This window comes from Agrobacterium leguminum, assembly GCF_015704895.1.
GTDB classification, from domain to species: domain Bacteria; phylum Pseudomonadota; class Alphaproteobacteria; order Rhizobiales; family Rhizobiaceae; genus Agrobacterium; species Agrobacterium leguminum.
The window spans coordinates 82,427-105,102 of sequence record NZ_JADQWB010000009.1 but is presented as its reverse complement, the minus strand read 5'-3'; the positions used below and the strand labels follow the sequence as shown (position 1 = coordinate 105,102).

The following is a 22,676-nucleotide window of genomic DNA, read 5'->3' as shown; positions in this document are numbered from 1 at the left end:
ATTTTTCGATAGTTGATATAAGGAATTTTAATGTCAGACCGGCCGCTCGATCTGGGATGGATGCGCATTTTCACCGAGGTTGCCCGCCGCGGCAGCCTGACGGCGGCGGCGGCATCCCTGCGGCTGACGCAGCCTGCCGTCAGCTATCAGATTCGTAGGCTGGAGGATGAGCTGGGCGTAATCCTCATCCGCCGCAAACATCGCGGCATCGAACTGACGACGGAGGGTCAGAGGCTGTTCGAGATCGTCTCGCGCAATATCGACGCCATCGACCTTCTCGCACAACAGCTGCGCCGGACGGAGGAGCGGCAGACCATCCGTCTGCACACGGACTATGCCTTCTCGTCCCTGTGGCTCATCCCGCGCATGCATGGTTTTCGCGCGCTCAACCCCGACATCAACATCCAGATCGTCGCCACGCAGGATCCGCTCGGTCAGGGCAAACACGATAGCGACGTGATGATCATTTTCGGCACGCGTCAGGAAGCGGGTGACGGGGCGGTATTGCTGCTTTCGGAAAAGGTCACGCCGGTCTGCTCGCCTGCCCTGCTGGCCGGGACATCGGCACCCGCGACCGTTGCGGATTTTTCGCGACGGAAGCTCATCCACCTCGAAAATACCTCGCAGGCGCACTGGTTCGACTGGCCTTCCTATTTCAAGCATTTCGGCGTGCAGAGAACGGCCGACCATGATGGCGGCGACATCAGCTTCAACAATTACACCATGGTGGTGCAGGCAACCATCGGCGAACAGGGTTTCGCGCTCGGCTGGGCCGGGCTGGTCGATCCGCTGCTCGAAGCCGGCGTGCTGGTGACGGCCGGCCCAAGCCTCGATGCGCCGGGACGCGGCTACTGGCTGATGCGGCCGAAAAGCAGCGACAGCGCGGTGAGAAAACTCACCGGCTGGCTGATCGACGAGCGGCGATGACGCCGCCCGCCAGCCTGTACCGTTTCCGGTTCAGATCGGATAATGCAGCGGCCCGTCCTGCAGCGTGACCCAGCGCAGCTCGGTGAATTCCGCAATGCCCGCCGTACCGCCGAAGCGGCCGTAACCGGAAGCCTTGACCCCGCCGAAGGGCATCTGAGCTTCATCGTGAACGGTTGGGCCGTTGATGTGGCATATGCCGCTTTCAATGCGGGCGGCAATCGAAAGCGCTCGTGCCTGATCCCTGCCGAAAATCGCGGCGGAAAGACCGAACTCGGTTTCGTTGGCGATGCTCACCGCCTCATCGATGCTGCCGGCCCTGATGATGGAAACGACCGGACCGAAACTTTCCTCCGCATAGAGCCGCATGGCGGGGGTGACGCCATCAACGGCAATCGCATCGAGCATCGTGCCGTTGCCGCCGCCACCGGCGACCTGTCGTGCGCCCTTGGAAACGGCATCATCCACCAGCGCCCGAATGCGCGATGTCGCTTCGGCGCTGACCAGTGAGCCGAGCGGTGTTTTGCCCTCACGCGGATCGCCAGCCGTGAGGCTCGACGCTTTTTTGGCGAAGGCCTCCACAAATGCATCGGCAACGCTGTCGAGCACAATGATGCGTTCCGTCGACATGCAGATCTGGCCCTGGTTCATATAGGCGCCGAAAGCGGCGGCTGCGACGGCCGCATCGATATCGGCATCGTCAAGCACGATGAACGGCGCCTTGCCGCCAAGCTCCAGCAAAGCGGGTTTCAGGTAACGGCCAGCCGTTTCGGCAATCACGCGGCCGACGCGGGTCGAACCGGTGAAATTCACGCGTCTGACGGCGGGGTGTGCGATCAGCGTATCGACGATCTTTGCCGCATCTTCCGGCGCATTGGAGACGGCGTTGAGCACGCCCTTGGGCAGATCGGCGGAAGCGACTGCCTCGATGATCAGCGCATGGGTGCGCGGGCAAAGTTCCGAGGTCTTCATCACAACCGTATTGCCGCAGGCAAGCGGCGTGGCGATGGAGCGCACGCCGAGAATGACCGGCGCATTCCACGGCGCGATGGACAGCACAACGCCCGCCGGCTGACGCAGCGCCATCGCCATGGCTCCCGGACGGTTGGAAGGAATGATCTCGCCCTTGATCTGGGTCGTCAGGCTTGCCGCCTCGACCAGCATGTCGCTTGCGAGCTTCACATTAAAACCGGCCCAGGCATCGGTCGCGCCAATTTCCTCCTTCATCGCCTGGGTAATATCAGGCCCGGCGGCGAGAAGCGCCTGCGCGGCAGCCAGAAGCAGGCGGCGGCGTTCGCCGGGCGGCGTTGCCGACCAGACCGAGAAAGCGGCGGCCGCGGCATCGGCCGCACGGGTAGCGTCCTCCACCGTTGCCGCCGCAGCACTCGTCGCCACGTCGCCGGTAATGGGGTTGCTGCGTTCGAAACGCTTGCCGCTCGCGGCCGGGCAATGGTCGCCGCCGATGAAAAGATTGACAGTCTGCATGGTCTTCCTCCTGAATTCAGACAATGGCGGCGGTGGTGCCGCCGAGAAACGCCCGTTGCACGGCGGGATCGGCGGACAGGGCCTCAGCCGTGCCTGCCCCGACGATCCGTCCTGCTTCCAGCAAATAACCGCGATCGGCAAGCGCGAGGCTTTCGCGCACATTCTGCTCCACGAGCAGAATGGAAAGGCCGCTCTTCTTGATCTCCGCCAAGGCGGCAAAGAGTTCCTGCGTAACGATGGGCGCAAGGCCAAGGCTCGGCTCGTCCAGCAGCAGATAATCCGGTGCCGACATCAGCGCCCGCCCGATGGCGACCATCTGCTGTTCGCCGCCGGACATGGTGCCGGCAAGCTGCTGCCGCCGCTCGGCAAGGCGCGGAAACAGCGAGAAAATATGTTCGCGAGTCGCCGTTTCCGCTGAACGGGCATGGCGGGGATTGGCCCCGAGACGGAGATTGTCCTCCACCGTCAGCGCCGCGAAAATTCCGCGCCCCTCCGGCACCAGCGCCACGCCCCGTTCCACGATCTGATGGGCGGGGACGGCGGCAAGAGACGCACCGTTGACGCGCACGTCGCCGGAGGCCGACGCCACCATGCCGCCGACCGCTTTCAGCAGTGACGACTTGCCCGCACCGTTGGCGCCGAGCAGCACCACCGTTTCGCCCTTGGCGACATTGAGCGATATGCCGTCAACCGCGAGATGTTTGCCGTAACGGATTGTCAGTGCATCTATTTCAAGCATGTGCCGCTCCCAGATAGGCGGAAATGACCTGCGGATCGTCAAGCACCGTTGCCGTCGGCCCATCGGCGATCTTGCGGCCGGCCGCCATGACCACGGAGCGCGGGCAAAGGGCACGCACGGCGGCCATGATATGTTCCACCAGCAGGATCGTCGTTCCCTCGGAGGCCAGCCGCCGGATCAACGCTATTCCTTCCTGCAGTTCCGTGGGGTTGAGGCCAGCGAGCCATTCGTCGAGAAGCAGAAGCTTCGGTTCGCCCGCCAGCGCACGCGCCAGTTCAAGCCGCTTCTGGTCGATATAGGTGAGATCGCCAGCCGGTAGGGTCTCCCGCCCGGCAAGGCCTATTCTTTCAAGGCAGGCGCGCGCGACCTTCTCCGCGTCGAGACGGGACAGGCGTTGTGGCCCGAACATGGCCGATACGGCAACGTTTTCAAGCAGGGAAAGCGACGGCAAAAGCCGCACGAGCTGGAAGGTGCGCGCCACGCCGGCGCGTGCAATCACATCCGGCCGCCGGCCCGCTATCTCCTGCCCTTTCAGCCGTATCGACCCTTCGGTCGGCTTCAGGGCCCCGGAGATCAGGTTCATCAGCGTCGTCTTGCCGGAACCGTTCGGCCCGAGCAGCCCGACGACCTCGCCGGCCTCGATGGTGAGACCAAGCCCATCCACGGCCTTCAGCCCGCCGAAGGTCTTGCGGATATCGGTGATTTCGAGAACGGCGCTCATGCGGCTTTCTCCTTTTTGCGCAACTTCTCCAGCGCCGCCAGCACGCCATCCGGCAGCACGAAGACGATGAGGATGAAGAGAGCGCCGAGAATGATGGAAAAATGGTTGGGGAAGTTGGCGCCCAGCCACTCGAACAGCAGGAACAGCGGCACCGCACCGAGGATAGGTCCCCAGCGGCGTGTGGCTCCGCCAAGCAGTGCCATGATGACGGTGAGGAACGATACCTGCGGATTAAAGACGATGGCCGGCTCGATATAGACCCAGCGCGGGGCCTGAATAGCGCCGACAAGCGTGATGATCGTGGCCGACAGCACAAAGAGTGTAAGCTTGGTGCGGGCGAGATTAATGCCCGCATGGGCGGCCACGACCTCGTCGTCACCGATCGCCTTCAGCGCCAGTCCGAGCTTGCTGCGGTCGATCAGGATTGTCAGCAGAAGGGTGATGACAGCCAGCGCCAGCAATTGCCAGAGCACATGCCGCGGCTCCAGCGGCAGGAAGATATAGCGCCCGAGCGTGCCGGTCACATTCACCTCATACCAGGTGATGAGCTGGCGGATGAGCTCAGCAAGACCGAAGGAAAAGATCACGAAATAAATGCCGGCGACGCGCAGTGTGGAAAGCCCGACGACAAGCGCCAGCGCCGCGCCGACAAGGGCCGCGCACAGGAGCACGAGCGGCCATGGCAGAACCTCGCTCAGCACCGCAACCGTATAGGCCCCGACACCGAAGAAGGCGACGGTGGCGAGCGAAATATAACGCGTCGGGCCGGAGAACATCGCCCAGGCAGAGGCGAGCGTCGTATAACCGAGAAGGCCGATGATGACGCCGACACCATAGGCATCGAAGAAGAAGGGGGAAAGCGCCAGCAGCGCGGCTGCGGCAAGGCCGATGAGAAGCGGGATCATTTGCCCCTCCTTGCGAAGATGCCTTCCGGACGCCAGAGCAGCACCACGAGGAAAAGCAGATAGGTGGCGGCAAGCGTGAGGCCGGGATCGACATAAACAAGCACGAAGGTTTCCACGAGGCCGAGCAGCAGGCCGGCCACCAGCGCACCGAGGAGATTGCCCACACCGCCCATGATGACGACGACAAGCGCCTTCATGGTGAAGACCACGCCATAGGAGGCGGAAAAGGTCTGGTACATCGAGATCATCACTCCACCCGCCACGGCGAGTGCGCCGCCAAGGGCAAAACCGATTGAGGCAACGCGGTTCACATCGATACCGACCAGCGGCGCAGATTTGGGCGCAAGCGCCACCGCCCGCAGGTTGAGCCCCCAGCGGCTGTGGGTGAGCGCCAGATAAAGCCCGCCGCCGATTGCGACCGACAGGATGAACGACAAAAGCCGGTTCAGCGCTACCGTCGTGCCGAAGATGTCGACGCCATCGGAGAGATAGGAATAGGAATGGTAGTTGCCGCCGAACACCACGAGCATGATGCCCTGGATAACGAAGAGCAGCCCGAAGGTCGCCAGAATGGAATCGACTTCCAGACGGCCGGAGCCGCCCGAACGGCGCACCAGCGGCCGCATCATGACCCGGTAGATCACGAAAGACAGGGCGTAACCGAGCGGCACGATGATGAACAGCGACAGGAGCGGCGACAGGCCATAGCTGGAAAACAGCACGAAGGTGATGAAGGCAGCCGCAATCAGCACTTCGCCATAGGCAAGGTTCATGATGCGGGCGATGCCATATTGCAGCGAAAGTCCAAGCGCGATCAGCGCATAGGTCCCTCCCAGCATCAAGCCGAAGATGAGGGTGGATAAGAACAAGGGAATGTCTCCAGTATGGAAGATGGCCGAAGCCTTCCGGCCGGGGTTCACGGCCCCGGCCGGCAAAGGTTCACCATTGCGGCTTCGGAACGACCGGCTTGGCCGCACCTGCGCGGTCTGCGGGCGCAATCGCCACGAAACGGTCACCCTGCCATTGCCCGGCCCACCAGAGCTGGCGAAGCTGGTTGTCTTCAAGCTTGACCGGGCCGATGACGGTCTCGAAGCTTCCCGTCGAGAGTTCACTTGCCACTGCCGCCTTGTCGAGGCCGACGCGCTGGATGGACTGGGCCAGCATTTCGAGGCTGGCATAGGTGATGGCGCTTGCCCAGCTGTCCGGTTTGGTGCCGATGAAGGCTTCGTGGCGCTTGAAATAGTCCTCGATCTTGTCGCTGCTGCCATCGACGCCGCCGATGCTGATCACGCCCTCCTGCTTGCCATCGGAGACCTTCGGGAAGATCGGGAAAGCACCGCCGACGCCGACATAAAGCACCTTCGGGTTGAACTTCGCCGTCTGCGCCTGTTTCGTCACCGCGAAACTGTCGGGCGGATAGGAAAAGGCGATGAAGCTGTCCGCACCGCTCGACGCCGCCTCGTTCACAAGTGCTGCGAAATCCGAAGTGCCGACCGGATACGTCTTGTCATAGGCAAGCGTAAAACCCGCTTCCTTCAGCGCCGGCCGCGCGGCCTTGATGAGATCGATGCCGAAACCGTCAGCAACGGAAATCACCGCGACCTTGTCATTGATCTGGCCGGCATCGCGCGCGGCTTTCAAAACATCGGCAAGCGCATTGGCATAGTCATGACCACCGCCCAGCATCCAGAAGCTCTTTTTCCAGCGCGCCGCGAAATCGGGCGCCTTGTCGGTCACGCCGGTCACAGCCAGTTGTGGATAACCGAAACGGTCGTAAAGCGGCGCAACGGCCAGATTGAAGCCCGTGCCCCAGGGCGGCAGAATGAAATCGACCTTGTCCTGGCTGGCCAGACGCTCGGTGAACCGCACCGCATCCTCGGCCGAGGAGCGGTCGTCATACTCCACCACTTCCACCGGCAGGCGCTTGCCATCCGGCAAAGTGAGGCCACCGGCATCGTTGACCTCCTTCACCCATAATTTGTAGTTCGGAATGGTGGTGATGCCAGCACCCGTGGCATTGGCGCCGCTTTTGGAAACGGCATAACCGATCTTCACCGAGGCGCGGTCCTGCGCAATGGCGTGACCGAAAGATACCGCCGACAGGGCAGCACCGGAGAGCAGGCAGAACAGCGTTCTGCGCTTCAGATTATTCATGATGTTCCTCCCAAAGCGCCTTATCGGGGTTGCCGTTCTCCTCAAGGCTTTCCCCTGCGCTGATCAAAGTTTAGCAATGACAGCCGCATATAAAATGCACTAATGTAGCGCATTATTGTACTTTTGGAGGCCGAATGCCGCTGCACAGCCAGATTGCCGGCAATCGCGTGGAGATCACGGCGCGCACCCTCGCCTCGACGCTGCGCATATCCGAATTCCGGCTGGAATCGGATAGCGCCCATCTGCTTCTCCTTTCCGCCGGGGAAGCGGAGATCATACTGGGTGAAAAGACGCTGCCTGTCCCGGCACCGGGGCTTGTCTGGCTGCCCATCGGCCCCGCCGGCCGCCTGCGGCTGGCTGCCGGAAGCCGTGGATCGCTGCTGGGGACGACGGAAATCGGGCTCGCCCATGCGATGCCGACCGGCACGAGCGCAAGCGCCGTGCGCAATATATTGCAGCGTGTTCTGACGCAGGCGCCGGCAGAGAAGGACCGGCAAGAACTGGCGGGTTATCTCGAGACCATCGCCAGCGAAAATGTCCGCGCGACAACCGGTTCGGACACGATTATCGCCAGCCTGCTCTCCGTCACGCTCATTCGCATCTGCCAGCACGCCATCGCCGATATTGCCGCAGCCGTCTCCACGCCCGGCAGCCTCACCGAGCGTTTTGTGCTGCTGGTCAGCCAGCACAAACGCGATCAATGGGGCGTGGAAGACTATGCGAGGCAACTCGACGTCAACCGCGAACGTCTTGGATTTGCGGTACGCAAAGCGACAGGGCTTTCGCCACAGGCCTATATTCATCGCGAACTGCTCTCCGAAGCGCGCGATCTTCTTCTAAACTCATCGCTGCAAGTCGCTGAAATCGCATTCCGATTGGGATTTCAGGACCCCGGTTATTTCAATCGCTTCTTCACCCGCAACGAGGGCACGTCTCCCGGCCGTTTCAGGAGAACGGCAACGCGAATGCAGAACGTGCCACCACCATCCTATGCGGCTTGGCCGTGACGTCTTGGCATAAGGATGTAATGTCCATGGCCTATCGCAATCATTGCGGTCCGGCCACCTTCTGTGCGGTCTGACCGGCAGGGACAAGAGTACGCAGGAGAAGGACATCAAAGCCGCGAAGCAGATTGCGGCGCAATGGAGTGATGACGATGATTGAGAAGTTTACGAACTTTGATCCCGCTGAACACCTCAAGAGCGATGAAGCCATTGAGGTGTTTCTGGAGGATGCGTTCGCAACCAATGATGCGGCATACATCGCAAATGCGCTTGGTGTTATCGCGCGCGCAAAGGGTATGACGCAGGTAGCGCGTGAAACCGGACTTGCCAGAGAGCATCTTTACAAATCGCTCAGCGAGGCTGGGAATCCGACGTTAGAAACAACGATAGCCGTCCTCAACTCCCTGGGCTTTCAGCTCACCAGCAAACACAAGGCGGCATGATCAGCGCCTGACGTCATCAGCCACCGTCCGGTGCCGCCCGATCGGCAGCATCATCGGCTTGCCCGAGGTCGGATCCTTGATGACCCGGCTTTCGATGCCGAAGACGTGGCGGACATTCTCCTCTGTCAATACTTCCTCCGGCGTGCCGAAGACATGCAGCTTCCCGTCCCTCATGGCGACAAGATGATCGGCATAACGGGCTGCGAGATTGAGATCGTGCAGCACCATGACGATGGTGGTCTCGCGGGCGTGGTTGAGGTCGATCAGAAGATCCAGCACCTCGACCTGGTGGCTGATATCGAGGAAGGTGGTCGGTTCATCCAGCAGCAATATGTCTGTCTGCTGGGCGAGCGCCATGGCGATCCAGACGCGTTGCCGCTGGCCGCCGGAAAGCTCGTCCACCGGCCGCTCGGCCAGTTCCACCGTATCGGTGGCGACAAGGGCTGCGGCGACGGCCTCGTCGTCCTGTCGCGACCAGCGGGCGAACAGGCCATGATGCGGGTGCCGGCCACGGCTGACGAGATCGGCAACCACAATGCCCTCCGGCGCTATCGGCGATTGCGGCAAAAGGCCCATGCGCCGTGCGAGGTCGCGCGAGGGAAGACGATGGATCGATTTTCCATCGAGCAGAACCTGACCGGCGCGCGGCGTGATGAGCCGCGACATGCTGCGCAGCAGAGTGGACTTGCCGCAGGCATTGGCGCCGACGATGACGGTGATCTTTCCGTGCGGGACGGTGAGATCCAGCCCGTCGATGATGAGGTTTTCGCCGTAGCCGGCCGACAGGCCGTTCACGGAAAGGGAGTGGCCGGTCATAACGAGCCTCCGCTGCGGTTGACCCGCACGATCAGGTAAATCAGATAGGGTGCACCGAGCGCGCCGGTAACGACGCCGACCGGGTAACGGCCCGGCAACAGGAACTGGCCGCAATAATCGCCCACCAGCACCAGCGCCGCCCCAACCAGCGCCGCAGGAAGGAGCAGCGAGCCGTTGCTGCCGACAATGCGCGCCGCAATCGGCCCGGAGAGGAAAGCGACAAACGCGATGGGACCCGAGACCGCCGTTGCAAAGGCGATCATGCCCACGGCGGCGATGATGACGATGATGCGGGTTCGCCCCACCCTCACACCAAGCGCTGCTGCGGCGTCGTCACCCAGTCTCAAAGCCTCCAGATCGCGCGCACGGCTGAGGAGCAGGCCGCCGAAAAGGATGAGGGCGATGAGGAGCGGCAGCAACTGCGCGATTTTCGCGCCGTTGACGCTGCCGGTCAGCCAGCGCATCGCCTCCTGCAACGTCCATGCCGGCGCAACGGAGAGGATATAGGCGATGAAGCTTTCCAGCATGGCGGAAACGCCGATGCCGACGAGGATCAGCCGCGTTCCGGCCACGCCGTTGCGGAAGGACAGGAGATAGACGAGAAGCGCGACGCCAAGACCGGCGGCGACGGCGAAGGCCGAGACCAGCGGCCCGTTCATCTGCAGGACGACGATGGCGAAAACGGCCGCAGCGCTCGCCCCGGAACTGATGCCGATAATGTCAGGGCTGGCGAGCGGGTTGCGCAGCATGATCTGGAAGGCGACGCCGCCAAGCCCGAAGCTCAGGCCTGCCAGAATCGACAGCAGCGCGCGCGGCAGGCGCAACTGCCCGACGGTGAAGGTGACGCCGGCAATGTCCTCCCCCAGCAGAACGCGAACGACATCACCGGGCGGCGTGAAAGATTGCCCGAGCATCAGCGTTGTTGCGAAAGCGGCAATCAGAAGCGCCGACAGGGCAGCGATGACAAGGCGACGCCGGCGCTGGCGGGCATGGCGATTGAAGACGAGATTTTCAATGACGGGAGCGTATATGGTCACAATTCCCGCACCCTCTGGCGTCTGACAATCCAGATGAAGAAAGGCGCGCCGACAAGGGCGGTGACAATGCCGACATCGAGTTCCGACGGCCGCGCCACGATGCGCCCGACAATATCGGCGGCAAGCAGCAGGCACGCCCCGCCAAGCGCCGAGAACGGCAGAAGCCAGCGATTGTCCACCCCGACGAGCAGACGGCAGAGATGCGGCACCACAAGCCCGACAAAACCGATTGGCCCGCAAATGGCGGTGGCTGCGCCGCAGAGCAGAATGGCGCCGAAGGAGGCTACGGCTCGGGCGACGGCAACATTCTCGCCAAGCCCGGCGGCGAGTTCATCTCCGAGCGCCAGGGAATTCAGCTTGCGCGCCGAAAGCAGGCTGATGATGAAACCGGCGGCCAGAAAGGGCAGCACGGTCTCGATGCGCTCGAAAGTCGCCCCGCCGACGCCGCCGATCTGCCAGGAGCGGATGCCGCCGGCAATATCGCTGCGTGGCAGAACGACGGCAATGACGAGCGAGGAAAAGGCGACGGAGGTGGCAGCACCCGCAAGTGCAAGTTTCAGCGGGGTCGCCCCGCCTCGCCCAAGCGAGCCGACAACATAAACGAAAACCGCCGATACCCCCGCCCCGGCAATTGCGACCATGATGAAGGCCTGAGCCGAGGCGATGCCGAACCAGACGATGCCGATGACAACGGCGAGCGACGCCCCCATATTCACACCGAGAATGCCGGGATCGGCAAGCGGATTGCGGGTGACACCCTGCATGATGGCCCCGGCCAGCCCGAGTGCGGCGCCGGAAAGCAGGGCAAGCAGCGTGCGCGGCAAGCGTACGGCAACCGCCGCCTCCGCAACCGTCTCGACGCGGCCGCTGAGCCCGCCAACAATATCCGCAAAAGCGACGTCACGCGTGCCGATGGCGAAGGACAGCGCACAGAGCAGCGCGAGAAGCGCCAGCATCGCGCCGAGCCAAGCCGTTCGCACGCGGTTGGAGCGGCCGGCGAGCAGCACCGCCGTCGCTTTGCCGGGTCCAGACATCGTCACTGCGATTTCCCGGAGGATTTATCCGCAGCCTTTGCCAGAAGATCGGCATAGTCCTTCAACACCCACGAAATCGACAGCGGCGTGGGATTGGAGGCGGTGCCGAGCGGGTCGCGGCCCAGCATGACGATGGCATCGTTGGCAACGGCCGGCATGCGGGCGAGAAGCGGATCGGCGCGCATGGCGTTCAGCAGCGGCTCACTGCCATAGGTCACAACGATATCGACATCGTCGAAGGCATCGACACGTTCGGCGCTGACGCCGGCGGCGAATTGCCCCGGCTTCGTCGCTTCCACGACGCTTTTCGGCGAGGCAAGCCCAAGATCGGCGAAGAACTTCACCCTGGTGTCATTAGCCGTATAGAAATTGACGACACTGAGATTGGTGGCGTCGAGATGGGTGACGAACATGGCCGACTTGCCCTTCAGCTGCGGGTGGCCGGCAACGACCTGCGCGATCTCACCCTCGATGCGTTTGATGAGCGCCTCACCTTCCGCGACCATGCCAAGCCCGGCGCTGTTCAGCCGGATCATCTCGCGCCAGTCCGTCGCCCAGGGAGAAACGGGATAGGCGACGACAGGGGCGATCTGGCTCAGCGTATCGTAGTCGGACTGGCTGAGGCCTGAATAGGCGGCAAGGATGACATCCGGCTGCGTCGCCGCCACGGCCTCGAAATCGATGCCGTCACCCTCGTCGAACAGCACCGGTTTTGCCACGTTGAGTTCGGTAAGCCGCTTCGCCACCCATGGCAGCAGGCCATCGCCGTCATCATCGCCGAAATTGGCCGCCGCAAAACCGACAGGCACGATGCCGAGCGCCAGCGGCACCTCATGGTTCGCCCAGGCGACAGTCGCGACCCGCTGTGGTTTCTTCGCAATCGTGGTTGTGCCGAACGCATGTTTGATGACGACGGGATAGCTGGTCGTCTCCTCCGCCGAGACCATATTCGGTGCGATCAGCGACAGGAAAAGCACAAATACCGGCATGAGGCGGCGGAACGGGCGAAGCATTGGCGAGCTCTCAAAAGTTCAAAAGTGGACTTGAACTCTCAGCTTCAATTGCCTCCGTCAAGCCCAGGCAAGAAATGCCGTCGCAACAGCGGTGAAATTTCCGGGGTTTTGTACAAAACCGCAGAAAGTTACAATACCGGACAAACTTTCTCAAGTTATTGGGCGTTTCGAGAGTGGGCCGTGGAAGCGGCGATCGGGGCATCAACTTCTGGAACATACCAATGAATATCGAAACCGAAGGCAGACACCGCAAAACCGCGCGACGCCGTTATCAGGATGCGGCGCTGCTTGCCTGCACGGCGCTTGTCGCCACCCTGCCCGGCGCCTTGCTGGCGCAGGAGGCTGCCAATACAAACAGCAGCACGGTTCTGGAACGGATCACCATCGAAAGCGGTGACAATGACCAGAAGTCCATCGTCGCCACCCGCACGACGAGCGGCAGCAAGATGGCGACCGATATTCTCGACACACCGGCCTCGGTCTCGGTCATCACCGCCAAGGAAATGCAGCAGCGCGGTGTACAGAGCGTGGAAGAAGCGCTGCAATATACCGCCGGTGTGACCACGGATTTTTACGGCTCCGACGACCGGTTCGACTATTTCAAGATTCGCGGTTTCGACGCCTATACCTATCGCGACGGGTTGACGCTTGGCCGTCCCTTCGGCGCGCTGCGCGAAGAAACCTATGCCTATGAGCGGGTGGAAGTGCTGAAGGGCGGCAATTCCACCACCTTTGGCGTCTCAGATCCCGGCGGCTCGGTGAATTATTCCACAAAGGTGCCGAAACGCACCCGTTTCGGTGAAGTCTATGTCACCGGCGGCTCCTATGGCCGCGCCGAAACCGGCTTCGACTTTGGCGACAACATCACCAGCGACGACACGCTGTCCTATCGCCTGACCGGCAAGCTCAGAAATGCCGATGCGGAATATGACTATTCCCGTGACGACGAGAAATTCTTCATGGGCGGCCTGACATGGCGTCCCACGGACGTCACCAGCCTTACCGTGGTTTACGATCATCTCAACAAGGATGGCGTTCCGGGCGGCGGCGGCCATCCTGTCGGCTCGCATTTCGACAGGAGCCGTTTCTTCGGCGAACCGGACTACAATTATCGCGGTACAAACCGCAATTCGCTGAGCGTGATGTTCGATCACGATTTCGGCTCCGGCCTGACGCTGAGTTCCAACGCCCGCTACAGCAAGGCGAATACCGACTTCGGTTATGCCTATATCTCGTCCACGCCGACCAACGGCTCGACAATCGCCAACCGGTCCTATTTCGGCAACGACACGGAGACCGAAAACTTCCTGATCGACACGCGCCTGCAATACGATACGCGGTTTGACAATGTCGAAAGCCGCAGCCTCGTCGGCGTCTTCTACAATGACTACACCTCCGGCAGCAAAAGCTACTTCGGCGCTGCGCCGAGCATCAACTGGATGAACCCGGTCTATACCGGCGCACCCGTTTCAGTGCCGCTCTATGCCGACTCCCTGACGGACCAGAAGACCAAGGCGATCTATCTCCAGCAGGATTTCACCTTCTTCGACAGGCTGATCGTCAGCGCCGGCCTGCGCAACGACTGGATCGACACCGAACAGACCAACCGCCTGCGCGGCACCTCGGCGAGCGGCGACATCAGCGAACTGACCAAGCGTATCGGCGTGTCCTACAAGATCACCAACGAGATCGCGCCCTATATCAGCTACGCCGAATCGGTGGTGCCGGCATCTGGCCTGACGGTAGAGCCCGAACGCGGCGAACAGATCGAACTCGGCGTGAAATATCGTCCGGACGCGTTCCCGGCCCTGTTCACCGCCTCGATCTACGATCTGAAGAAGAACAACATCACCGTCACCAGCCCGATCACCAGCCTGCCCACGACCATCGGCGAGGTGCGCGTGCGCGGTCTCGATCTCGAAGCCAAGGCGGAAGTGACCGACAATCTCAGCCTGACGGCGGCCTATTCCTATCTCGACGCGGAAATCACTGAAAACGGCACCGGCGGCAATGTCGGCAACCGGCCGCAATTCGTGCCCGAGCATCAGGCTTCGCTATGGGTCAACTACACGCTTGCGGGCAACGACCATTTCGGCGACATGACCTTCGGTCTCGGCGGCCGCTATACCGGCGCTTATTATTTCGACAATGCCAACAAGGTCGAAACCGGAAGCAGCGTGACCGTGGATGCGGCGTTCAGCTACAAGATTCAGGAAACCGCCTCGCTGGACGTCAATGTTTCCAACATCTTCAACGAAAAACACGTCTCTTATGGCGGGTTCGGCGCTGACTTTTACAATCCCGGCCGGGCGTTTTCCGTGACCTTGCGAAAGACATGGTAAAAATCGATATTAGCAATATTTTTCAATATATTGCATAATTTCCCTAATGTACAACGTCATCCTCGGGCTCGTCCCGAGGATCTAACCACGTCTCATCAAGTCTGAAGGTCGCAGATCCTCGGGACAAGCCCGAGGATGACGAAAGGTGAGGTTTGCGCGCCTCACCAAAACACTGCGCATCGACCTCACCCAGCTTCAAAGCAGCCTGTGCAGCCGTCGCCAGGCGGCCGGCGTGTTGCCCACCGACTGGCGGAAAGCCTTGGTCAGATGAGCCTGATCGGAAAAGCCGAGCTGGGCGGCGATATCGGCCACCGTCAGATCGCCTTCCAGCAGAAGTTTCTGGGCGGCATTGATGCGCCGCTCCAATTGCCATTGCAGCGGCGTCTTGCCGGTGGTCTGGCGAAATACGGTGGCGAACCAGCTTTCCGAAAGCCCGACAATATCGGCCATTTCGGCAACCGTCATACGGTCGTCGCCACGCTTTTCGACCTGGGCAAGAAGCTTGTTCAACTGCGCCTGCGTCAGCCTGCCATTGGCCTGCTCCGGCGAAGGGCCGGGAATATCCAGCAGGCCGGCAACGATGCTGCCGACGAGGCTTTCCGCATAGACCGCATGTTTCGAGGGTTCAGCCAGCTCATCGACAAGCAGGCCGGCAAGGGTTTCCACCGAACCGATGTCCTGTATCTCGACCGGACGGCGCAGCGCCGTCATCGCCGCCGAACTGCCGACCGAGGGCGAGAGAAAACGCAGCAGGCGATCCTTGTGAATATGCAGGTTGAGATGAGAGAACCGATGCGTGGCGCTGCTGCTCGTCCACATCGGTACGCCGGCCGGCACATAAACCGCCCGTGTCATTGGCCGCGAATGGTTGGTAAATTCGCCGTTTCGGTTGGACATGCTGATGCGTGAGGAGACATCGTTGAAAAAGATCATGATGCGCGGATCGGCGGCCAGATAATAACCCTTGGCTCCCATCTGGCTTTCCGCTTCCCAGAAAGCACTGACCAGCCCGTCGAACTGGCGCCATTTCACCGGCGCAGTGACGCTGATCCCTTCCGTGTGCCAGGTCATGGAATGCCAGAAACTCAATGCGGGTACCGTCCGGTTGTCGGGTCTGGGGTGAGCGTATGGAAAGACGCGCGCACCGCGCCATGCCCCAATAACATGACTTATCAATTCATGTTAATAGCAAAGATCGTTATAAAGAGAAACATTCGCTGACGCGACAGCTCTGGAACCTCTGAGCGAAACGCCCGTTGAACTCCTGACAGCAACGCAACACGGGAGATTATCAATGGACAGCAAAAAGGAACCGGGCAACTTCGCGGACAAGAAACGCGAAGAGAAGGGCCGTGGCGTCATCGTGGCCGGGCCGGATGCGCACGAAAACGAAAAGAGCGGCAAAGCTCCCTCGGCAAAGGCAGAAAAATCTTCATCGGGCAAACCGGTTGCGGCTTCTGACCGGCGATAGCATCCCGGATCGAGCGGTCGCTGATGCGTCCTCGCCAACCCACAGATAGAAAAAACACCTCCCCGATCGCTCAGGGAGGTGCATTATCATTAAACAGTCGGCCTTTTCTTACAGAAGGTCAAAACGGTCGGCGTTCATCACCTTCGTCCAGGCGGCGACGAAATCACGCACGAATTTCTCCCTGCTGTCGTCCTGCGCATAAACTTCCGCATAGGCGCGCAGGATGGAGTTCGAACCGATGACGAGGTCCACGCGGGTCGCCGTGTACTTGGCGGCCCCGGTCTTGCGGTCACGAATCTCATAGAGATTGTTGCCGGTCGGAACCCAGGAATAGGCCATGTCCGTCAGCGTCGTGAAGAAGTCCGTCGTCAGCGCGCCGGGCTTGTCGGTAAACACGCCATGCGCCGTACCGGCGTAATTGCTGCCGATGACGCGCAGGCCGCCGATGAGCACTGTCAGTTCCGGCGCGGTCAGGCCGAGGAGCTGGGCGCGGTCCAGAAGCAGTTCTTCGGGGCTGACGACATAGTCCTTCTTGACCCAGTTGCGGAAACCATCCGCCAGCGGTTCCAGCGGCGCAAAGCTGTCGGCATCCGTCTGTTCGGCGGAAGCATCGCCACGGCCTGCCGCGAAAGGCACGGCAATGTCGAAGCCGGCCGCTTTCGCCGCCTGTTCCACACCGTAATTGCCGGCCAGAACGATCACATCCGCGATGCTCGCGCCGGTTTCACGGGCAATCGGTTCCAGAACCGAGAGCACACGGGAAAGGCGGGCGGGCTCGTTGCCTTCCCAGTCCTTCTGCGGTGCGAGGCGGATGCGTGCGCCATTGGCGCCGCCGCGCTTGTCCGAACCGCGGAAGGTGCGGGCGCTGTCCCAGGCGGTCGAAACCAGATCGGCAACGGAAAGGCCAGAAGCCGCGATCTTCGCCTTGACGGCAGCGACATCGTAGCTGGTGGAGCCTGCGGGGATGGGATCCTGCCAGATCAGGTCTTCCGCCGGAACATCCGGGCCGATGTAACGGGACTTCGGCCCCATGTCGCGGTGGGTCAGCTTGAACCAAGCACGGGCGAAGACCTCGGAGAAATGGTCCTGATCGTCCTTGAACTTCAGCGAAATCTCGCGGTAGACCGGGTCGACCTTCAGGGCCATGTCGGCATCGGTCATCATCGGGATGGTGCGGATCGAGGCATCCTCGACGTCGACAGGCTTGTCTTCCTCGGCGATGGTGATCGGCGCCCATTGCGATGCACCGGCGGGGCTGTGGGTCAACGTCCACTCATGCTTGAACAGCATTTTGAAGAAGCCGTTGTCCCACTTGGTCGGCTCGCTCGTCCACGCGCCTTCGATGCCGGATACTACCGTGTCGCGACCGATGCCGCGGCCCTTGGTGTTGATCCAGCCAAGACCCTGATATTCAGGGCCTGCGGCTTCCGGATCGGGGCTGAGGTTGGCGGCGCTGCCATTGCCATGCGACTTGCCGATGGTGTGGCCGCCGGCGGTCAGCGCCACGGTCTCCTCGTCATCCATGCCCATGCGGGCGAAGGTTTCGCGCATCTGCGCCGCCGTCGCCAGCGGATCGGACTTGCCGTTCACGCCTTCCGGGTTGACGTAGATGAGGCCCATCTGCACGGCGGCAAGCGGGTTTTCCAGCGTCGCAGGCTTGGTCACGTCGCCGTAACGGCCGTCGCTCGGCGCCAGCCATTCCTTTTCGTCGCCCCAATAGGTGTCCTTTTCCGGAGCCCAGATATCTTCGCGGCCGAAAGCGAAGCCGAAGGTCTTCAGACCGGCGACGTCATAGGCAATGGTGCCGGCGAGCGCGATAAGGTCTGCCCAGGAAATCTTGTTGCCGTATTTCTTTTTGATCGGCCACAGCAGACGGCGGCCCTTGTCGGTGTTTACGTTGTCCGGCCAGGAATTGAGCGGCGCAAAACGCTGGTTACCGGTGTTGGCGCCACCGCGGCCGTCAGTCACACGGTAAGAACCCGCCGCATGCCAGGTAACGCGGGCCATCATGCCCACATAGCTGCCCCAGTCGGCCGGCCACCATTCCTGGCTGTCGGTCATCAACGCGCGCAGATCGGCCTTCAACGCCTCGACATCGAGCGTCTTTAGGGCTTCGCGATAGTTGAAGGAGGTGCCGAGCGGATTGGTCTTGGTGTCGTGCTGGTGCAGGATGTCGAGGTTCAGCGCATTCGGCCACCATTCGGTCACCGATTTACCCGAGGCCGTGTTGCCTCCATGCATGACAGGACACTTGCCAGCCGGTTTTGAAGTTGCGTCCATTTCGCCCTCCGATGGGTTTAGCAATTAAACGAAATAATCAATTCGACATGTGCAGCGTTGAGAGCCAGAGCCAGCGGCAGGTCATGGGAAAACCGTGCAGCGACGCTGGTAACCTCTCACAGCTACAGCTTCTTTCTGTCATGAAGATGACTAACAGCCGGGTTCCATAATTTCCAATTGTATATTCTAAAGGCTGCGATATGCTGAGCTTATGATTGCGCTCTCCATGAAACATCTCCGTTATTTCGACGCTCTGGCCAAGATCGGCCATTTCGGCCGGGCGGCGGAGGCATGCGCCATTTCCCAGCCGGCGCTGTCGCTGCAGATCCGGGAACTGGAGGAACTGATCGGCGCGCCGCTCGTCGAACGGAGCAGCCGCCAGATCCGGCTGACCGCGCTTGGCGAGGAATTCGCCGAACGCACCCGCTCGATATTGCGTTCGGTGGATGAGTTGCAGGATCTGGCGCGGGCGCGGCATGGGCCGCTCAGCGGCCGCCTTCGCATCGGCGTCATTCCCACCGTCGCACCCTATCTTTTACCACAGATTATCAAGACACTCACGCGGCATTATCCCGGACTGGAGGCCCGCCCGCGCGAGGCGGTGACGCAGAAACTCATCGAGGACCTTCTGGAAGCCCGGCTGGACATGGCGATCGTCGCCCTGCCCGTCTCGGAGCCGGCGCTGGAGGAGGTTCCGCTGTTTTCAGAGGAATTCATTCTGGTGCGGCCGATGGAGGATGCGGGCATGCCGGTGCCGAGCGCCGACAAGCTGGGCGAAATGCGCCTGCTGCTGCTGGAAGAAGGCCATTGCTTCCGCAACCAGGCGCTTTCCTTCTGCAGCACGACCAATGCGCCGCCGCGCGTCCTGATGGAAGGCTCCTCGCTCTCCACCCTCGTACAGATGGTCGGCGCCGGCATCGGCGTCACGCTCATTCCGCAGATGGCCGTCGATATGGAGACACGGCAATCCACCGTCTCTGTGTTCCGGCTGGCGGAACCGCGCCCGTCGCGCACCATCGGCATCGTGTGGCGCAAGAGCAATCCGCTCTCGGCGCAATTCAGCCATATCGCCGAAATCGTCCGCGAATGCGGCCTTCAGAAACTCGGTCTTGCGGCATAGGTCCTCGGCTCGGACTGTCGCGCGCGCCGTAACGCGCGCGATCTGCAACGATAGCGGCTGCCCTATCGCGACGCGGCCTTTGCGGGTCTGTCGGTCCATTCGGGTGGCGCACCGAACTTGTCGGCCACCATGCCCTGCAGGCCGCGCGACCGTCCATAGGCATCGCATTCGACATATTTCGGTTTTCCACCCAGGGCGGACCGGATTCGATGGCCGGAGGGGATAGAGAGGTTCAGCCCGTCGGAGACCTTGCCTGTCACCAGAATGCGCGAGAAGTAGTTGGAGAAATCGGCGGCAAGCTCGTAGGCATCTCCGATTTCCGAGACGCGGGCGTTGCCGGTGATGGAATTCGCGCCCTTGGACCAGACGGCTGCGGCGCGCTGCACGCCGGTGCTGTCCACCGCCTCCGCCTCGACAGCGAGGCCGCCAAGCCCGAATGGAAGACGCGGCACGCTGACCGGCAGGACGAAGTTGCTGCCGAGCGTCACGGCCGTCGATACTCCGGCCATGGTCTTGTCGGTCGGCACCAGATCGGTGATGACCGTGCGCACCGTCATGTCCGCCGGCTGGCCCAGCGCGGCAATCCGGTATTTATCGCTGAGCGCGACGCAGATGGCACGATCCAGCGCATTCGAAACAAGGACACGGTCCTTTTCCGATGTGACCCGCGACGAGGCCGCAAAGGAGAAGGTGGTCGGCACGATGGCGACGGTCTTGACGCCGGCCAGTCCGTTGGCGTCCACGAAGGTGCGCGATTTGGTGAACTTGCCCTTGACCGGGCTGAGTTGCGCATAGGAGGTCAGCGTACCGCCTTCCTTGAGCGGCACGGACGTGCAGCCGGACATGATGATGGCAAAGGGCAAGGTGGCGAAGGCGACGCCGCGACTGCGGGAGGCCCTGTCGCCGGAAGCCCGGGCAAACAGACTGCACTGTTGTTTCACTGCACGTACTCCAGTTGGCATGGTTGATCCTGTGCCCCACACGGTACGACAGCGAAAATTGCGGCAACATTACAATTGCCCGCACCTGAAAGCGCGCGCAACGCAGGCTCAGAAACGTAACCGGAAGGTGCTTCCGAAGGCGCTGCTGTCCAGAAAGATTCGCCCGTTATGGTTGGCGACGATCTGCTTGACGAGGCTGAGGCCAAGGCCGGCCCCGGTGCTGCGCGGCGTAACGCGATAAAAGGGCTCGAAAATCCGTTCCCGCTGATCTTCGGCTATCCCCTGCCCCTCATCGGAAACCGCGATCTCGCCACTGGCGAGAATCGAGACGTGGATCATCCCCCTGTTCCCGCCATGGTCGATGGCGTTGCGCACGATGTTGCTGATGGCGCGCGGCAGGGTGAACGGGTTGCCCAGTATTTCATATCGCACGACCTGCGTTTCGAAGGAGATATCGTAGCCCGCCGCAAGCGCGAGCGGCGCGAGATCGGCAACGACGGTGCGCGCCGTCTCGACGAGGTCCAGCGTTTCGCGCCGGTCGTTTACCTGATCGTTTCTTTCGAAGGCGAGAAGCTGTTCGGTGGTCTCCCCAAGCCGCGCGACATCCTCCATCAGGCGTTGCTGCTCCGGTCCCGGCAAGCCCTCTATCCGGGTCTGCATGATCGCAATCGGAGTTCTCAGCTCATGCGCCGCATCGATGAGAAAACGCTGCCGCGCCCGAAACTGCTCTTCGAGCCGTTCGAGAATACCGTTGAAGGCGAGGATCAGGGGCACCACCTCCCGCGGCACATCTTCGACGGGAAGCTTCGAGCCCGGCCGGCGCGGATCGATCTCGGGAGCCTTTTTGACGACGGAACTGAGGCCGGCAAGCGCCTCGCGCACGATGCGGGGAACCGAGAAGAACACGGCGGGCAAGATGACAGCCAAGAGGGGAACGTAAATCTTGTAGGTTCCGGCAAGAAGCGTCAAAAACTGCCCCCTCATATGCGTTGTTCCGCCGAACATGACCCTTACGGAACCCCACTTCGTCTCCATGCTTTCAACCAGGGCGACCTCGGAAATGCCCTTTCCTCCGCGAATATCGGCATCCGTCAGCAAATGCAGATACGGCGACAATTCCTCATAGACGGCGGGCACGGCGCCATAGCTCGCCACCCGCCCGTCCAGCGTGGAAGCCACGAACCAGAGCGTTGAGTTCTCCGCTTTCAGGGCCTGCAATGCCGGGCCATCGGTAACGACCAGTCCTTTTTGCGGATCGAGCGAAAGCGACTCATCGAGTGTCGCCGACAGGTCGTCCCAGAGCGCAATATTGGGCGAAAGCATCGTCATGCCGTAAAAGCAGAGACCGATGATGACCACGGCAATCATGGCGGAGACGACGACGCTGAGCTGCCAGCTCAATTTCCACCACAAGGACGAGTTGGAGGTGCCCTGCGCTTTCATGCCTCTTCCTTCAACAGATAACCGATGCCGCGAATATTATGGACGCCAACGCCTGCGGAGGCGTCGAGCAGGCGTTTTCGCAGCCGCGATATATGCGCGTCGAGCGCATTGGACTGGATCTCCTCCTCGTAATTGTAGACGGCCGCCTCAAGCGTGGAACGCAGCACGGATTTACCCTTGCGTTTCGCCAGCGCAACGAGAACCGCAAGCTCGCGCCTTGGCAGATCGAAGGGAACGGAATTGATCGTGACGCTGAGATGGAGCGGATCGATGACGATGCGGCCAGCGGTGATCTCGGCGGGTGCAAGGTTTGCCGGCCTTCTTAGAACCGCACGCACCCGCGCCAGCAGCTCACCGACGAGAAACGGCTTGCCGAGATAATCGTCGGCGCCCCCATCCAGTCCAGCGATGCGGTCTTCCGGTTCGTTCAATGCCGTCAACAGAATGATCGGCGTGTCGATGCCGGCATGGCGCAGCTGCGGAATGAAGGCAAGTCCCTCCCCGTCCGGCAGGCGGCGATCAAGCAGAATGGCGTCATAGACGTGCTGGCGCGTCAACTCCATCGCATCGCCGAGCCACATCGTATGGTCGATGACGATGCCCTGCCTGCCGAGCGTCGCCGTCAGCGCATCCGCCATTTCCTTTTCGTCTTCGATCAACAGAAGTCTCATGCGTCACCGTCCCTTCGCATTCCCTTGTCTGCCAGAAAGGTTGCGGCAGTATTGCGGCAAAGAAGAAGAAGACGCGGAGCATTTCCAATCTGCCGCATAACCGTTTCCCCTCCAAAAAAAGCATGAAATCAGG

21 protein-coding genes are annotated in these 22,676 nt (G+C 61.5%); 6 read left to right on the top strand and 15 right to left on the bottom strand.

Annotation, left to right across the window (positions count from 1 at the left end; genetic code table 11):
* Positions 1-30 precede the first annotated feature (30 nt).
* Positions 31-927, top strand: a complete 897-nt coding sequence (locus tag I3J13_RS15110) for a choline sulfate utilization transcriptional regulator (protein WP_196379320.1) — start codon at positions 31-33, stop codon at positions 925-927.
* A gap of 30 nt (positions 928-957) precedes the next feature.
* Here the strand turns inward: I3J13_RS15110 and I3J13_RS15105 are convergent, their stop codons facing one another.
* The 6 genes from I3J13_RS15105 to I3J13_RS15080 all read right to left on the bottom strand — a co-directional run bounded on the left by I3J13_RS15105 (position 958) and on the right by I3J13_RS15080 (position 6,928).
* Positions 958-2,409, bottom strand: a complete 1,452-nt coding sequence (locus tag I3J13_RS15105) for an aldehyde dehydrogenase (protein WP_196379319.1) — start codon at positions 2,407-2,409, stop codon at positions 958-960.
* A 16-nt stretch (positions 2,410-2,425) separates the two neighbouring features.
* On the bottom strand, positions 2,426-3,148 hold the full coding sequence (locus tag I3J13_RS15100; protein ID WP_196379318.1) for an ABC transporter ATP-binding protein: 723 nt from the start codon (positions 3,146-3,148) through the stop codon (positions 2,426-2,428).
* Complete coding sequence (locus I3J13_RS15095) at positions 3,141-3,869, bottom strand: ABC transporter ATP-binding protein (protein ID WP_196379317.1); 729 nt, start codon at positions 3,867-3,869, stop codon at positions 3,141-3,143. Before I3J13_RS15095 ends, I3J13_RS15100 begins: the two co-directional genes overlap by 8 nt.
* On the bottom strand, positions 3,866-4,774 hold the full coding sequence (locus I3J13_RS15090; RefSeq protein ID WP_196379316.1) for a branched-chain amino acid ABC transporter permease: 909 nt from the start codon (positions 4,772-4,774) through the stop codon (positions 3,866-3,868). The genes I3J13_RS15095 and I3J13_RS15090 overlap by 4 nt, the downstream gene beginning before the upstream one ends.
* Complete coding sequence (locus tag I3J13_RS15085) at positions 4,771-5,643, bottom strand: branched-chain amino acid ABC transporter permease (RefSeq protein ID WP_196379315.1); 873 nt, start codon at positions 5,641-5,643, stop codon at positions 4,771-4,773. The genes I3J13_RS15090 and I3J13_RS15085 overlap by 4 nt, the downstream gene beginning before the upstream one ends.
* A gap of 70 nt (positions 5,644-5,713) precedes the next feature.
* Positions 5,714-6,928, bottom strand: coding sequence for an amino acid ABC transporter substrate-binding protein (locus tag I3J13_RS15080; RefSeq protein ID WP_196379314.1), 1,215 nt, complete (start codon positions 6,926-6,928; stop codon positions 5,714-5,716).
* 134 nt (positions 6,929-7,062) lie between these two features.
* On the opposite strand from I3J13_RS15080, the gene I3J13_RS15075 reads away from it, so the two are divergent.
* Together I3J13_RS15075 and I3J13_RS15070 are read left to right on the top strand one after the other, a co-directional pair.
* Positions 7,063-7,935, top strand: a complete 873-nt coding sequence (locus I3J13_RS15075; RefSeq protein WP_196379313.1) for a helix-turn-helix transcriptional regulator — start codon at positions 7,063-7,065, stop codon at positions 7,933-7,935.
* Positions 7,936-8,084: 149 nt separating this feature from the next.
* Positions 8,085-8,375: an addiction module antidote protein gene (locus I3J13_RS15070; RefSeq protein ID WP_003521755.1), complete on the top strand. Its 291-nt coding sequence runs from the start codon at positions 8,085-8,087 to the stop codon at positions 8,373-8,375.
* Here the strand turns inward: I3J13_RS15070 and I3J13_RS15065 are convergent, their stop codons facing one another.
* From I3J13_RS15065 to I3J13_RS15050, 4 genes are read right to left on the bottom strand one after another with little or no spacing between them, the layout of a single operon-like run.
* Entirely contained in the window at positions 8,376-9,191 is an 816-nt protein-coding gene (locus I3J13_RS15065) for an ABC transporter ATP-binding protein (RefSeq protein ID WP_196379312.1), read from the bottom strand.
* On the bottom strand, positions 9,188-10,228 hold the full coding sequence (locus I3J13_RS15060; protein WP_196379311.1) for an iron chelate uptake ABC transporter family permease subunit: 1,041 nt from the start codon (positions 10,226-10,228) through the stop codon (positions 9,188-9,190). The genes I3J13_RS15065 and I3J13_RS15060 overlap by 4 nt, the downstream gene beginning before the upstream one ends.
* Positions 10,225-11,262: a FecCD family ABC transporter permease gene (locus I3J13_RS15055; RefSeq protein ID WP_206696210.1), complete on the bottom strand. Its 1,038-nt coding sequence runs from the start codon at positions 11,260-11,262 to the stop codon at positions 10,225-10,227. Before I3J13_RS15055 ends, I3J13_RS15060 begins: the two co-directional genes overlap by 4 nt.
* Positions 11,263-11,264: 2 nt before the next feature.
* Positions 11,265-12,275 carry an iron-siderophore ABC transporter substrate-binding protein gene (locus I3J13_RS15050; RefSeq protein ID WP_196379309.1) on the bottom strand — a complete coding sequence of 337 codons (1,011 nt, stop codon included), beginning with the start codon at positions 12,273-12,275 and terminating at the stop codon, positions 11,265-11,267.
* Between the two features lie 221 nt (positions 12,276-12,496).
* Here I3J13_RS15050 and I3J13_RS15045 point away from each other — a divergent pair, with 221 nt between their 5' ends.
* Positions 12,497-14,617: a TonB-dependent siderophore receptor gene (locus tag I3J13_RS15045; RefSeq protein WP_196379308.1), complete on the top strand. Its 2,121-nt coding sequence runs from the start codon at positions 12,497-12,499 to the stop codon at positions 14,615-14,617.
* 195 nt (positions 14,618-14,812) lie between these two features.
* On the opposite strand, the gene I3J13_RS15040 is transcribed toward I3J13_RS15045, so the two are convergent.
* On the bottom strand, positions 14,813-15,706 hold the full coding sequence (locus I3J13_RS15040) for a helix-turn-helix domain-containing protein (protein WP_003521761.1): 894 nt from the start codon (positions 15,704-15,706) through the stop codon (positions 14,813-14,815).
* Between the two features lie 205 nt (positions 15,707-15,911).
* Here I3J13_RS15040 and I3J13_RS15035 point away from each other — a divergent pair, with 205 nt between their 5' ends.
* On the top strand, positions 15,912-16,088 hold the full coding sequence (locus I3J13_RS15035; RefSeq protein ID WP_003521762.1) for a hypothetical protein: 177 nt from the start codon (positions 15,912-15,914) through the stop codon (positions 16,086-16,088).
* Between the two features lie 108 nt (positions 16,089-16,196).
* On the opposite strand, the gene katG is transcribed toward I3J13_RS15035, so the two are convergent.
* Positions 16,197-18,368, bottom strand: coding sequence for a catalase/peroxidase HPI (katG, locus tag I3J13_RS15030; protein ID WP_196379307.1), 2,172 nt, complete (start codon positions 18,366-18,368; stop codon positions 16,197-16,199).
* Between the two features lie 211 nt (positions 18,369-18,579).
* Here katG and I3J13_RS15025 point away from each other — a divergent pair, with 211 nt between their 5' ends.
* The gene (locus I3J13_RS15025; RefSeq protein ID WP_196379306.1) at positions 18,580-19,488 is read left to right on the top strand and encodes a hydrogen peroxide-inducible genes activator; all 909 of its coding nucleotides are present in this window, start codon (positions 18,580-18,582) and stop codon (positions 19,486-19,488) included.
* 62 nt (positions 19,489-19,550) lie between these two features.
* On the opposite strand, the gene I3J13_RS15020 is transcribed toward I3J13_RS15025, so the two are convergent.
* The 3 genes from I3J13_RS15020 to I3J13_RS15010 all read right to left on the bottom strand — a co-directional run bounded on the left by I3J13_RS15020 (position 19,551) and on the right by I3J13_RS15010 (position 22,543).
* The gene (locus I3J13_RS15020; RefSeq protein WP_003521767.1) at positions 19,551-20,429 is read right to left on the bottom strand and encodes a DUF3313 domain-containing protein; all 879 of its coding nucleotides are present in this window, start codon (positions 20,427-20,429) and stop codon (positions 19,551-19,553) included.
* A 108-nt stretch (positions 20,430-20,537) separates the two neighbouring features.
* Complete coding sequence (locus I3J13_RS15015; protein WP_196379305.1) at positions 20,538-21,872, bottom strand: sensor histidine kinase; 1,335 nt, start codon at positions 21,870-21,872, stop codon at positions 20,538-20,540.
* On the bottom strand, positions 21,869-22,543 hold the full coding sequence (locus tag I3J13_RS15010) for a response regulator transcription factor (RefSeq protein WP_080818978.1): 675 nt from the start codon (positions 22,541-22,543) through the stop codon (positions 21,869-21,871). Before I3J13_RS15010 ends, I3J13_RS15015 begins: the two co-directional genes overlap by 4 nt.
* Positions 22,544-22,676: the final 133 nt, after the last annotated feature.

Bases quoted from the DNA above. Each gene is read 5' to 3' on its own strand.
- I3J13_RS15110 (WP_196379320.1), top strand. From the start codon at position 31: ATGTCAGACCGGCCGCTCGATCTGGGATGGATGCGCATTTTCACCGAG.
- I3J13_RS15105 (WP_196379319.1), bottom strand. From the start codon at position 2,409: ATGCAGACTGTCAATCTTTTCATCGGCGGCGACCATTGCCCGGCCGCG.
- I3J13_RS15100 (WP_196379318.1), bottom strand. From the start codon at position 3,148: ATGCTTGAAATAGATGCACTGACAATCCGTTACGGCAAACATCTCGCG.
- I3J13_RS15095 (WP_196379317.1), bottom strand. From the start codon at position 3,869: ATGAGCGCCGTTCTCGAAATCACCGATATCCGCAAGACCTTCGGCGGG.
- I3J13_RS15090 (WP_196379316.1), bottom strand. From the start codon at position 4,774: ATGATCCCGCTTCTCATCGGCCTTGCCGCAGCCGCGCTGCTGGCGCTT.
- I3J13_RS15080 (WP_196379314.1), bottom strand. From the start codon at position 6,928: ATGAATAATCTGAAGCGCAGAACGCTGTTCTGCCTGCTCTCCGGTGCT.
- I3J13_RS15075 (WP_196379313.1), top strand. From the start codon at position 7,063: ATGCCGCTGCACAGCCAGATTGCCGGCAATCGCGTGGAGATCACGGCG.
- I3J13_RS15070 (WP_003521755.1), top strand. From the start codon at position 8,085: ATGATTGAGAAGTTTACGAACTTTGATCCCGCTGAACACCTCAAGAGC.
- I3J13_RS15065 (WP_196379312.1), bottom strand. From the start codon at position 9,191: ATGACCGGCCACTCCCTTTCCGTGAACGGCCTGTCGGCCGGCTACGGC.
- I3J13_RS15055 (WP_206696210.1), bottom strand. From the start codon at position 11,262: ATGTCTGGACCCGGCAAAGCGACGGCGGTGCTGCTCGCCGGCCGCTCC.
- I3J13_RS15050 (WP_196379309.1), bottom strand. From the start codon at position 12,275: ATGCTTCGCCCGTTCCGCCGCCTCATGCCGGTATTTGTGCTTTTCCTG.
- I3J13_RS15045 (WP_196379308.1), top strand. From the start codon at position 12,497: ATGAATATCGAAACCGAAGGCAGACACCGCAAAACCGCGCGACGCCGT.
- I3J13_RS15035 (WP_003521762.1), top strand. From the start codon at position 15,912: ATGGACAGCAAAAAGGAACCGGGCAACTTCGCGGACAAGAAACGCGAA.
- katG (WP_196379307.1), bottom strand. From the start codon at position 18,368: ATGGACGCAACTTCAAAACCGGCTGGCAAGTGTCCTGTCATGCATGGA.
- I3J13_RS15025 (WP_196379306.1), top strand. From the start codon at position 18,580: ATGATTGCGCTCTCCATGAAACATCTCCGTTATTTCGACGCTCTGGCC.
- I3J13_RS15015 (WP_196379305.1), bottom strand. From the start codon at position 21,872: ATGAAAGCGCAGGGCACCTCCAACTCGTCCTTGTGGTGGAAATTGAGC.
- I3J13_RS15010 (WP_080818978.1), bottom strand. From the start codon at position 22,543: ATGAGACTTCTGTTGATCGAAGACGAAAAGGAAATGGCGGATGCGCTG.